This window comes from Clostridiales bacterium (assembly GCA_017961515.1).
Taxonomy (GTDB): Bacteria; Bacillota; Clostridia; order Acetivibrionales; family RGIG10202; genus RGIG10202.
This window is the reverse complement of the sequence record JAGCXC010000040.1, coordinates 1-13602: the sequence shown is the minus strand read 5'-3', so window position 1 is coordinate 13602 and position 13602 is coordinate 1. Positions and strand designations below refer to the sequence as shown.

Genomic DNA, 13602 nt, shown 5'->3' with positions numbered 1-13602 from the left:
ACTTTACTTCCACTCAGGCCTATATACCACAGCTATAACCGTATATAAAAGTTATTTTATGAAAATCAATACTTATACATATCTACCTATTCTACAGTAACACTCTTAGCCAAATTTCTTGGTTTGTCAACATCGCAACCTTTCGCAACAGCCATATAATAAGCGAATAACTGCAATGGTGTTACAGCAAGTATCGGTGCTACAAAAGGATCTACATCATCTATATTAATTACAACATCAGCTATATCTTCCACATCTTTATTTTTCTTCTGAGTTATAGCCAATACAACCGCACCTCTTGCTTTTACTTCCAATATATTACTAATCATTTTCTCTTTCAAAGCATCTTGAGTTAAAGGACATACAACTAATGTTCCTTTCTCAATCAATGCAATAGGTCCGTGCTTCAACTCTCCTCCAGCATAAGCTTCAGAATGTATATACGAAATCTCTTTTAATTTTAGTGATCCCTCCATTGAAAGCGCATAATCTAAACCTCTTCCTATAAAGAAAATATTTTTTACATTGTAATGAGACGCAACAAATTTTTGTATCCTGTCTTTAAACTTTAGTGTATTGTCTACCATCTGGGGTAACTTTCTTAACTCATTTATATAAGCCGCGTAGACATCGTTTGATATACACTCTTTTTTCTTTGCAAAATCTAACGCAAGTAGATATAATGCAGATAATTGAGCATTATACGCCTTTGTAGACGCTACTGCAATTTCAGGTCCAGCCAACGTATAAATTATGTCATCTGACTCTCTTGCTATAGAACTTCCCACAACATTTACTATGGATAAAATTCTAGCTCCTCTCTTTTTAGCTTCTCTTAACGCAAACAAAGTATCTATTGTTTCACCAGACTGACTTATAATTATAACAAGATTCTTATTTGTAACCAGAGGATTTCTATATCTAAACTCAGATGCAACATCTACTTGTACAGGAATTCTAGCAATATCTTCTATTATATACTTGCCAACTATTCCCGCATGATAAGCTGTACCACATGCTACAATATCTATCTTCTCAATCCTTCTTAAAATATCTTTCGTTATTGAAATCTCATTTAGTGAAATTTCCCCATTAATAATCCTAGGATTTACAGTATCCCTTATCACTTTAGGCTCTTCACAAATCTCCTTCATCATGAAATATTCATAGCCTGACTTTTGAGCTGCTGTAACATCCCAATTAACATGAAACACCTCTTTCTTTACTGGCATACCATGTATATCAAAAACATTTACAGAGTCTCTCTTTAATGAAACTATTTCTTTATCTTCTAATATGTATATATCCCTGGTGTACTCTAGTATGGCTGGAATATCTGAAGCTATAAAGTTTTCCTTATTCCCAAGGCCAACTATAAGTGGACTATCTTTTCTAGCGGCTACAAACTCATCAGGATTATCTTTACAGATTACACCTAAGGCATATGATCCCTCTACTTCACTAACAGATTTTATAACAGCATCCAACAAATCACCTTTATAATAATATTCTATAAGATGCGCAAAAACCTCTGTGTCCGTATCAGACACAAACTCATACCCCTTTGCTTGCAAAAATCCTTTCAATTTTATATAATTCTCCACAATCCCATTATGTACAACTGCAAGATTCCCCGAATGACTGACATGCGGATGGGAATTTATATCATTAGGTTCTCCATGCGTAGCCCATCTAGTATGACCAATGCCTATATTACCTATAGGATTAATTACACTTATCTTTTCCTCTAGAGAACTCAACCTGCCCTTACACTTGACAACATTAATTTGATTGTTTTCAAATAATGCAATACCAGCTGAATCATATCCTCTATATTCAAGCTTCTTCAATCCGTTAACTAACACTTGTGCTGCATTTCTACCACCTATGTAACCAACTATTCCGCACATTTTTCTAACCTCGCTTCATCAAATCTTTACTATATTTTTAGACCCTACTATATTCATACATAATAGGTATCGCTTCCTCCTCTTTTTTCTATCTCTGCAGCTAACATGATAGCTTTTTCATTTATATACTCTTCATCTTTTCCTTCTATCATTACCCGAATCAATGGCTCTGTTCCAGAAGGCCTTATAACCACTCTTCCTTCCATTTTAAACTCATCTTCTAATTCTTTGCACATATTTTTTATAAATTCATCTTCTAAGCACTTACGTTTATTCTCATTCTTAACCCTTGCATTCTTTAACACCTGAGGATATGACTCCATTATACCAGCAAGCTTGGAACACTTCTCTTTTGAAGCTTTCAAAACTTCTAAAAATTTTATCGCTGTTAGCATCCCATCACCAGTCGTGTTATATTTTAATAATATGACATGCCCAGACTGCTCACCACCTATTTCATATCCGTCTTGCAACATTTTCTCTAAAACATATCTGTCTCCAACTTTTGTTTTTGCAACATTTATACCCTTCTGTCTTGCCATAACATCAAAACCTAGATTACTCATAATTGTAACAACTATCGTGTTATTCTTAAGCTTACCTTCTGACTTCATATAACTTCCTATAACAGCTAATATTTTGTCACCATCTAATACTTCCCCTTTTTCATCAACTGCAAGAACTCTATCTGCGTCTCCATCAAATGCAAAACCTATATCTGCATTCCTTAGCAAGACCTCCTCTTGTAAACTCTCTATATGTGTTGAACCACATTCTTTATTTATGTTTGTTCCATTAGGAGTATTATGTATCACAAATACGTTCGCACCTAAACCTTCAAACAATCTCGGCGCTAAATTAGATGCCGCACCATTAGCACAGTCTAACACTATATTAAGACCATCCAATGAAACATCTGTTACTCCCCTTATATAATTCAAATAATCTCCTTCTGCACCATCACATCTTTTTATTCTAACACTCCTATTGCTAAACTCTTCTTTCATAGCTAAAACTTCTTGCTCGATCTTATCTTCCACATCATCCGATAATTTATAGCCATTTCTATCAAAAAACTTTATGCCATTAAACTCATACGGATTATGTGAAGCTGATATCATAATAGCCGCATCTGCCTCATACAACCTTGTTAAAACTGCAACTGCTGGAGTTGGTATAACTCCTAAAACAACTGCAACTCCACCTTCCTCCTCTATTCCTGCAACTAATGCATCACACAACATGCCACACGATATCCTGGTATCACAGCCTATCAAAATTTTAGGCCTAGAACTTCTTGCTAAAACTCTTGCCCCTGCTATTCCCAATCTATATGCTAAATCTTTTGTTAATTCTTTGTCTACAATCCCTCTTACTCCGTCTGTGCCAAATAATCTGCTCATTTCTCCTCCTTTAAGCTCTCAAAAAACTTCGATCTCTTGATACCTTGTTTCTGATACCGTATGCTATTATACAACTTATTTACATTATTATCAAGTATATATAATAATATTCTCATAAAATTAGTTTGTTTATTATTGTTATTAATATTTTTTTATGATTACTGTAAAAATATTTTATTTATGGTGATCATATTCAATTTAAAAATCAAACTAATGTAAGCTATTATTGTATATACTTCAATCTAATTGCGCTAATCGCATATTTTTATATATGTTAGCGGAAGACTCATCCTTAAATCCTAGTATATTTTTTATTTCTTTCAAATTTTTGCCACTTTTGATTAATTTAACTGCTAACGAATGTCTTAGTGTATGTGGTGTGACATCTTTTTCTATACTTGCTTTGTTTTTATAAAATTTAATTATTTTCCAAAAACCCTGCCTTGTTATTCTTTTTCCGTAAATATTTAAAAATAAAGCACTCTCTTTTTGATCTCCATTTCGTGAATTGTGTATATAGTTTGACAAACATTTTAGAACATAATTTGAAATCCATAACGCTCTTTTGGTATCATCACTTCCGCAATATATTATATTCTCATCCCAATTTATATCTTCTAAATTAAGTGACGTTAATTCGCTAACCCTTATTCCTGTTGCACATATTAATTCCAGCATAGCTTTATCCCGTATTCCTTTTTGATTCGTACATTCTGGTTGATTCAACAAATTTTCTATCTCACTTTGCGTTAAAATTTCAGGTTTTTTCTTTTCAATTTTAGGTGACTCCAAATATTCTGTTGGATCTTCACTTATCAAATTGATACTTAATAAATACTGATAAAATGATCGTATCGATGCAAGCTTCCTAGAAATTGTTGTAGTTTTTTTATTACTACTTTTCAAATACAATAAATACATTACTATTGTACTCTTTGATGTTTTCTTCTTTACGTCGCATTTCATATCATCAAGATATTCTATATATTGCTCTATATCCTTTTTATAAGATTGCAATGTACTACTAGATAATTTCTTTTGATTTTTTAAATAATCAATATATTCATTTACTAAAAATCCCATATTAATTCTCCTCTTTTTATATTATATCGAAATTTCTATTTACTGTTGTTGCAAAATATAACCATCTAGTAAATTTTACTATATTATGGAAATAAGTTCAAGTTTTTTCCATAAATATTTTTTATAAAAAGAGTAATAATATTATTGATATTATTTTATAAGGAGGTTTTTTTTCTTATGAGAGGAAACTGTTATACTGATCAAGGTATTATTTTAAATCCTAGTGTACCGCTATCAGGCAGTGACGTCACAATTTGTTATAACGGACTTTTAGCACAAAGTGGAGCTACAACTATTATTGCTCATGTTGGATATGGAGATACATGGGATCACATAGGTGATTTTAATATGAAAAAAACAGCCAGTGGATTCGAGGCACATGTACCTGTAGCATATGCTTCTTCGTTGAATGTATGTTTTAAAGATGGCGCTAATAATTGGGATAATAATAATGGATTAAATTATAAATTTTGTGTAGATTGCTAGAGTTTATTTAGAAAAAGTAATAGTTATAAAAATATAGAAGAATTTAAGCTAAAAAAAAAAATAATAAAAGATAGGATAAAAATTTAATATCCTATCTTTTACTTTAACCATAGGCCTTTAATATAATAACTTTAGCTTTAATACCCACACATAAGTAATAGAGCTATTGTACTTTAAAAGGAAGTCTTCTTTTTTATAAAAATAAACGCCCCCGCAATCAAAAGATATATCGTAAAGCTTTCTTTTAAATAAAAATGAAGAACAAAAATATTAACCAACAGCGCTACAAATCCTAGCAATAATACCCATGCAAAAACTCTTTTTACTGTATCCACCTTCGATCCCATCTAAACACTCCCTCTAATTGTTTACCTTTACTATTCTGTCAAAAACTTTTTTCTTTAAAATTATTTTACCACCTTTTATTTCCTCAGTAAATATCGCTTTTATTACACTTTTATTAAATAATTGTTACATCGTATTTGTAGGTGTTATTCCTGGGGTTTCGGATTTGAACCTTTTAAAATCTTTATCAAACCTAAAATTACCTTTGTAATCTTTTAATGTTTTTCCATTTACCTTAAATCTCACTTTATTTATATCTTTTAATTCTGTCATAGAGTTTACTATAGAAAATATGGTAAGCTTTTCTTCCTCTATTCCTCCTTTATGATTTTTAACAAATTCCTCTGATAAATCTACTATAGCTATATTATTCTTCACTTGTACAGGTTTTTCTAATTTTGTCCCTTTCGGAATAACACCTCTTAACTCTTTTTCTTTTGGTTCACGAATCAGTTCCTCCATTATAATTGTCGCAAAATTCCCTATATCTTTTTGGGCCTCTTCTACTGTCACATACCTTACCACCAGCTTTAATTTGTTGTCCTTTGTGGCATAGTATAAATGCACAGGAATCTTATCCTGGATTCTTTTTGCTTCTGCCTCTCCCATAAACGCACAGCTTACTGGACTTATTTGAGGCTCAAATTCACTTATTGATATATCTTTTAAACTAATATGTCCTGCTATACCACAAATTCCAATTAATGCACCAACTAACGCTAATGTAATTTTGTTTTTATTCACTATTTTATCCTCACTTCATGTCCTTTTATATATTTCTATGTTTTAATTAAAAAAATTATTCCAATTGAATATTTTTATTAATCATGGAAATACTAATAGAGCAAATTCTTTTAAAGGAGTTGTATTAAATGCAACAACAATCAACCTTAGATAAGATTTCATTGACAATTGTAATAATTGGAGCTATAAACTGGCTTCTTGTTGGTTTATTTCAGTTTGACTTAGTAGCTTCTCTTCTTGGCGGCTCAAGCTCTATAGTTAGTAGGACTGTATACTCGATTGTTGGTTTGGCAGGACTTCTTGCAATAAATTTGTTTATGCATAACAGCAATACTGCGCTAAATCACTCTCAAATCTAATACACTAAAAAAGATCTAGGCAAAATTTAAATCGCCTAGATCTAATTTTATAATTTCCTTTAATCAATTTACAAACTTCTTTTCACTTGAATTTACTTTGTCTGCTCTTAGAATATTTAAACTAATTCTGCCTGATCTTGGAATATTAGGTGTGCCTGCGTACTCATTTAATCTTCTTTGTTTTAATATATTCTTCTTCATCAATTCACGAAGTTCACTATCTTTTTGGACTAGTTCTTTCATAAATAATATTGTATCCCCATCTTTTGGCATAACCGCTCCCTTTAATAAAAGTTCTCTTATAATGTTTATTGATTTTGCTTTTGCCGCGTACGACAAGGCAGTTTCCCCTTTTTCATTATATATATTAACATCAGTTAAACGATAATTTATCAAAACTTTTGCTATGTTATATCTACCTGCCTCTATCGCCACCATAAGTGCAGTCTTATCATTTTTATTTAAAAAATTTATATCTGCCTCTCTTAGCAATAATTCCTCTACTATTTCCTTATTCCCTGAATTAATAGCATAAATCAGTGCAGTATTTCCTTCGTCGTCTTCTCCCTTAGCACTTAATCCTCTATACATTAACACATTATCTTGCTTTAACTCTATTGCATACATCAAAATAGTCTTTCCCTTACCATCAACCGCACTTAAATCTGCACCAGCCCAAATTAATGCTCTTACTAAATTTTTGTTTCCTCCTTTCATTGCGTAAGCCAATGGTGTAACTCCGCTAGTATCTCTGTCATTTATACCGATATCATTATCTATAAATAGTCTTGCAACATCACTACCATATTCACAAAGATACATAAGAGTCGTTTTGCCATTTTCATCTTTATCATTCATAGATTCATTAATTAAATCTTTTAACACACGCGATTTCTTGCTTATTATATACTCTAAAAATGTTCTGTCATTATTTTTAAATCTTATCCTATTAATCTCAAAATGCGCCCTTAAAATATAACTCATACCCATTATAGTCTGAAAACTATTTTTTACTACATCAATATTTGCATCATTTAAAATAAGCATTTCAGCTATATCATAATGTTTGTTTGCCAACGCACACTCCAATGGCGTCTCTTTTTTATTAACAGTAAAATTAACACTAATGCCTCTCGATATTAATTCTCTTACTACGCCTTCCAACCTAGCTTCACATGCGTGCATCAACATGTTTCTACCATACTTGTTTGTCCTACATAATTTAGCTCCTCGCTCTAATAAATAGTCTATCGTTTGCCTATTGCAAGATCCTAAAAAAGCATACCAGATAGCTGACATTCCATTATTATCCACAGCCTCAATCTCTGCGCCTGCTTCAATTATTTTTGCAACCAATTCCGTATATCCAAACCAGCTTGCTGCCATTAACGCTGTAAGCTTGTTTTCACTTTTGGCATTAACATCTGCTTTTTCCTTTATCAAATAACTCGCCATTTGTACATTTCCAATCTTTATGGTATACGTAAGCAATGTGTCCCTTTCATATCTCATATTGACATTTCTATCAGATACCACATATCTGGCAACTACGTCATACCTATACTTGATTGCATAAATTAGAGCAACATTGATATATTGCTTATATCTCTCAATTTTATTTATATCATACTCTTGTACCGCTATCATAATTGTTATTTTCCTATCTAATTTCGTAAGATTCTTAAGCTGCTTTCTCTCTTTTCTATCTAACGAATCCACTTTTGCTCCATTCTCTAATAAAAATTCTACTGCATCTCTGTTGCCTCCTCTAGATGCCCACAATAACGCATTCTCTCCCTTAGCATTAGCATAATTTACGTCAAACCCCATAAACATAATGCGCTCAACTAATTCTCTACTAGATCCCTTTGCTGCATACATTAATAATGTACTACCCTCTACATCATAATAACTAGAAACTCCTTTTTCTAGCAAATACTTAGCAGCACCATACATTTTATGTTCTAGTGCATACATGAGTATACTCTTTCCATTTTTATCCTCTGCCATCGTATCGGCTCCTTTATCTACAAAATGCCATATGATTTTATAAGAACCGCTTTCTACGGCGTACATTAATGCATTTTTGCCAATTTTATCCTTATCTTCTATCTCCAAGCCCCTGTCTAATAACATATTTACTAATTCTAAATTATTATTTTTACTAGCATACATTAATATAGTTCTACCATCTACATCACAAGTATCAATATTAACTCCTGAACGTATTAATTCCTTTGCAAAATTAAAATACCCATTCTCTACAGCATACATCAATACTGTCTTATTATTTTCGTCACTCATGTCAAAGTCAACACCCATCTCCATTAATATCAAAGCTTCATCTGTAGATTTTCTTCCTAATGCAATAGGTAATCTATGTGATAATTTACGCTTTAACGCCATGGCTATCTCTAAACTTCCATTAGCTATTTCTAATATATTCAACCCTTTTTCTTTTAGCATTACTAAATCCATATCATAATCTAATAACCCTAGAGCTACTGATTCATCGCAACTTTCACATGCCTTTAAAAACTTGGATGTTGCATGCTTTATAACAAGTTCTGATGTCTTTCTTTCCTTATGATTATTCACAAACTTAATCAAATTATCATCTATTATATCTACATTGTGATGTAATAACATAGAGACTATATTTACGTTATCTCTCAAACACGCATAGTATGTTAATGTTGCTTTATTCTCATACCTCTGATTTATGTTAACCCCAATATCTACCAAGTATTTTAAGATCAATTCATTATCTTCATCACAAGCAATTTTTATACTTTCTTTTGCTAAATTTGCATAAATAGGCATACACTTTTTTATTAAATTCCCTAACCTACTTATATCATTATTTTTACAAATCTTTTTTATTTCTTCTAGTGCTGCATTTTTTAATAATTCCTTGATTTTATCATCCTTCATAGTAAAAACCATATGTATAGGTGCAATATTAAAATTATCTTGTTCTAAAATATCCGCCCCTTTTTTCAATAATATTTCCACTATGGTAATATCCTTCCGATCGCAAGCATAACTAAGTGGGGTACGTCTTTCATTATCTTTTGCGTTTATATTTACTCTTGGATCATTAAGAAGTACTTCTATAATTTCAGTGTAACCAGCTTGTACCATATAATGTAGAGGTGTCCACCCATCTTCATCCGCTATATTTATATCCACCTCATCATCTGATAATAGTAATTTTACTATATTGATGTATCTTTTAAAACATGCTCTATGTAATGGTGCAAATCCCTTTGAATTTTTAGAATTTTTGTCATCCTTACCCATCCCAGGTCGTCCAAGTAAGAATTTAACTACTTCTTCATTTCCTTCATTGCAAGCTTCCCATAGAAGACTTTCACCCGTTTCTTTTTTTATTCTAACGCTAAATCCAGATTTTTTCAATATCAAATCTATCAAATCTACGTTGCTACTTCCACACATATGAAACATAATACATTTATTTAGAATATTATCTTTGTCTATCTCTAACTTCTCTGCATTCAACAACTCTCTCATTACCTCTACGTTATTGTATAAATATGTATAATGAAGAGGGGTTTTTTCGTCCACATCAACCGCATTCACATCTACTCCTTTATCAAGGAAAAGCCTTACCATTTCTTTTGTCCCTTTTGCCGCCAAAGCATGTAAAGGTGTAACTCCTTTTGCTGTTCGTTTGTTTAAGTCCAGATCCTTTCTCTCCAATAATAATTTAATTATCTCCATTTTAGGATTTCCACATGCGTAATGTATTGGAGCTAAACCTTTATCATTTGTCATATTAATCTTTAAATTCTTGATATTAACTAGAAATTTAACTAACTCTAAGTCTTGTTCACTACAAGCATAATGTAATAACGTGTTTCCCACTGGACTTGATACATTTATACAATTTTTATCTCCTTGCATTAATAACTCTAAAATTCTATTTCTAATTTTCCCTTTTTGATTTAATGCCGTATAATAAGCTACTGTATAACCTAAACTATCTTTTTCATTCACATCTATACCATATTTTATTAGTTCTTCCATTGCACCTATATTATTTCTTTCATGTGCAAAATGTAATAATAACCTTCCTTTTTTGACTCTATCTCTTAAATTTATTTTGTTTGTGTATAATAGCTTTTTAATAATTTCTGCATCATTTTGCAAACAAGCCGCATATAACGGATCCCTCATCACATCGTCAGTCATTAACAAAATATCCTCTCTCTTTAGCAAAATATCTACTATTTTTGTGTGACCACCAAAAACTGCTAAAAGTAGCGGAGTCATCTTGTTTTTATCTTCCTTATTCACATCAACCATATACACATTATCTTTTTTTAAATTCACCAAGTACTCTACCACATCTTCCTTTTGTGCAGATACTGCCCTATGTAATATAGTTGAACCTTCAGAACTTAAAGTATTTAGTTTTATACTTCCATTTCTTATATGCAGATCTAATAGCTTTAAATTAGATTCTATGCTCGACATTTCAAAAAAATCTGACCTTCTTAAAACATTTACAAACTCTTTCATAACAAAAAAACAAATAACCCGTACAAAGACTAACCTAAACGTCCTCCTTACCAGAAATTATTTGTTCCCCTCCTTTCATTTTTTGTATATTATACTAGTATTTTGTTTACTAAATATTCTAATATATATACGCTTTTCTTTATTTGCTTTAATTTTCCATTGCTTATGGGCTATTATATAATGTCTGCACTAAAAATGCAACCCAAAATATCTTTCTAAATCTTAAAAAATTTCAAAAAAATGGGCAAACACCAAAGATTTTCTTAATCTTTAGTGTCTGCCTATTTTTTATTAATTTATTCATATTTATCATAATCAGATTTAAATGTATTAATATCAAATTCTTTAAGAGCGCCTTTGGTACTCTTCTTAACTTCATACATTGCATAATCTGCATATTTACATAATTCCTCATAATCTATACTATCTTGTGGGTACCATGCAACTCCCATCGATGCACTCATGGCTTTCTTAGTTCCATTAGGTAACTCTATTTCTGTTGCATCAAAATCTCTTTTTACTTTATTTATAATTTGTCTTATTTCGTCTTTTGTCTCAAATCCTCCCACAAATGCAGTAAATTCGTCTCCTCCTATCCTTCCTGCTATACCACCATATTTAGTAAATTTATTTATAGCATCCGCAGCCATTTTTATATATTTATCTCCTAATTCGTGTCCAAACGTATCATTCATATATTTTAAACTATCCAAATCCCACATCAAAAATGCTGCAACTTTTTCATTTTTTTGATTCGCCATATAATTTGCAACTTCCCTTTTAAACGCTATCCTGTTTAAAAGCCCTGTTAAAACATCATGATCTCTCTCATATTCTATCTTTTGCTTCTTTAGTATGTCATCTGTAACATTAACAACAACTCCTAATGTTTTTTGATTATTTATTAGCATCTTTACCCGTATATACTCTTCTTTGCCATCTTGTTCTATGCGATAAACATTTTTTTCATTTTGAAGTCTATCTTTTGTTATCTCAGATAGAACTTTTTTAAATTTCTCCATGTTTATAAATAGGTCTTCACTTTCACTAACTGGCATCCCCACAACGCTAAAAAATGATTGTGTGCAATAAACCATATTAGAATTATCATAGTACTCAAATGCACCTATTGGCATATTAACTAAATTTATAATTTGTGACAACTTAGACGCATTATCCAATACGTTCTTACCTAAATTCTCTATAGACATAGCCAACGCATCCACTTGCGTTATTCCTACTCTCTCAAGTTTTATCTCTTTACTTGGATTCATTCTTTTAACATTGTTAACAAGTCTTGTTATTGGACTTGCAACAAATGAAGCTGTGAATATAGAAATTATAATGCCACATACTAATGCAATCATCATTCCTACAACCAAGTCCTTTAAAATCCTATCTTGTATCACTAATAAATTCTCTTCTGTAGTAGTAGTTAAAACTCTTATATCCTCGCCTTTTATATACTTCCCTACTGAATCTATTTTTAAATCTGACAAATACACTACATTACTTTCTCCTTCACTATTAGGTACTCCCTGTACTTTATAAATATCTTCTCTGTTTTTTACATGATCTAATATATTTATAATGTACATATTGGAGTCATCTGGAATTAAAGAAATTGCATCTACTGTGTTTTCCTTTCCATACGCTATAAATGAACATGTTCCGTTAACTTGATACTTTTCATTAAAAATCTTTCTTATGATATCTGAAGAAATTTCTATTCCCATAACTCCATAAAACGTACCATTATCTCTTACCAATGGCAATGTATATGTGACACATATAGCCCCATTTTCACCTTTATTAACTGGCTTACCCCAATAACCATAATCTCTATAGTTTGATACGCTTCCTATTTTTGCTACATTAGCTATTTTATTATAAAAATCTGAACTTTTACTTTGATCTATCTTAAAAGAATCATTCCATGAACTGTTAGCTCTTAAATTTAATTCTTTTAAGGCTTTTAATGAACCAACACTTGCTGTTAAATCTTTATTTAAATATATTCCTAATTTCCCTTCATCTTTTCTAGTTAAATTCTGATCCAAAACAATAAATGCACCCTCAACATCCATTTCTTTTATAATATTCTCTAAATCCCCTCCTACCGCTATTATTGCATTATCTACTGTATCAACATTTATTTCTTGTAATTTTAGTTTTGAATTTATAGCTTGATAATCCTTATCGCTAATAACATACTTAGAAAAAATATCTTCCACCGTATACTTTATTATCTCTCCATCTTTAACTAATAAATTATATGAGTTGCTCCTAAGCTCACTTGTTGTATCACCAAAACATGCAGTTAGCAAAATTATTACTATCTGCAAAAATAATACCAATATCATTGGCTTTATTATTTTAGTTTTTATAGACACTGCTTTTTTATTTTTGCTCATATTTTTCACCCTTTTTATAGACAGTTTATTAGCTTTTCTTCCTACTTCTATATCGTCAAAAAAAATAATATTTACACATCTAATTTAACCTTTACAATTAATTTTTAAAAAAAAAATATAAAACCCTCAAGCTTTTAAAACTCAAGGGTTTTATACCTAATTTATCTAATTTGTCAACTACCCACCACCTAAAGGTGGATGGGCTTGTAACTGCCCAGTCGTACTAACGGCATATACCTCCGACCTTTTTTCTAATAGATTAGCATCTACTAGTGACGTTACATCGTAGGGTGATTGACAGCACCCTTTACAG

At 31.2% G+C, this 13602-nt stretch carries 9 protein-coding genes; 2 read left to right on the top strand and 7 right to left on the bottom strand.

Going from position 1 to position 13602, the window contains the following annotated elements; genetic code table 11:
• Positions 1-86 precede the first annotated feature (86 nt).
• The 3 genes from glmS to J6Y29_02640 form a co-directional block, all read right to left on the bottom strand.
• Positions 87-1910, bottom strand: a complete 1824-nt coding sequence (gene glmS / locus J6Y29_02650) for a glutamine--fructose-6-phosphate transaminase (isomerizing) (protein MBP5426780.1) — start codon at positions 1908-1910, stop codon at positions 87-89.
• Between the two features lie 53 nt (positions 1911-1963).
• A complete protein-coding gene (locus tag J6Y29_02645) occupies positions 1964-3313 on the bottom strand; it encodes a phosphoglucosamine mutase (GenBank protein MBP5426779.1) in 1350 nt (449 codons plus the stop codon).
• A 237-nt stretch (positions 3314-3550) separates the two neighbouring features.
• Positions 3551-4396: a tyrosine-type recombinase/integrase gene (locus tag J6Y29_02640; GenBank protein MBP5426778.1), complete on the bottom strand. Its 846-nt coding sequence runs from the start codon at positions 4394-4396 to the stop codon at positions 3551-3553.
• Between the two features lie 177 nt (positions 4397-4573).
• On the opposite strand from J6Y29_02640, the gene J6Y29_02635 reads away from it, so the two are divergent.
• The gene (locus tag J6Y29_02635) at positions 4574-4882 is read left to right on the top strand and encodes a carbohydrate-binding protein (protein ID MBP5426777.1); all 309 of its coding nucleotides are present in this window, start codon (positions 4574-4576) and stop codon (positions 4880-4882) included.
• Between the two features lie 173 nt (positions 4883-5055).
• On the opposite strand, the gene J6Y29_02630 is transcribed toward J6Y29_02635, so the two are convergent.
• Together J6Y29_02630 and J6Y29_02625 are read right to left on the bottom strand one after the other, a co-directional pair.
• Positions 5056-5229 (bottom strand): hypothetical protein, encoded by a 174-nt coding sequence (locus J6Y29_02630; protein ID MBP5426776.1) that lies wholly within the window; start codon positions 5227-5229, stop codon positions 5056-5058.
• 124 nt (positions 5230-5353) lie between these two features.
• Positions 5354-5971: a GerMN domain-containing protein gene (locus tag J6Y29_02625; GenBank protein ID MBP5426775.1), complete on the bottom strand. Its 618-nt coding sequence runs from the start codon at positions 5969-5971 to the stop codon at positions 5354-5356.
• Positions 5972-6099: 128 nt separating this feature from the next.
• Here J6Y29_02625 and J6Y29_02620 point away from each other — a divergent pair, with 128 nt between their 5' ends.
• Positions 6100-6330 (top strand): DUF378 domain-containing protein, encoded by a 231-nt coding sequence (locus J6Y29_02620; GenBank protein ID MBP5426774.1) that lies wholly within the window; start codon positions 6100-6102, stop codon positions 6328-6330.
• A 63-nt stretch (positions 6331-6393) separates the two neighbouring features.
• Here J6Y29_02620 and J6Y29_02615 read toward each other — a convergent pair whose 3' ends face one another.
• Together J6Y29_02615 and J6Y29_02610 are read right to left on the bottom strand one after the other, a co-directional pair.
• Entirely contained in the window at positions 6394-10875 is a 4482-nt protein-coding gene (locus J6Y29_02615) for an ankyrin repeat domain-containing protein (GenBank protein ID MBP5426773.1), read from the bottom strand.
• A 296-nt stretch (positions 10876-11171) separates the two neighbouring features.
• The gene (locus J6Y29_02610) at positions 11172-13289 is read right to left on the bottom strand and encodes a GGDEF domain-containing protein (GenBank protein ID MBP5426772.1); all 2118 of its coding nucleotides are present in this window, start codon (positions 13287-13289) and stop codon (positions 11172-11174) included.
• Positions 13290-13602 lie beyond the last annotated feature (313 nt).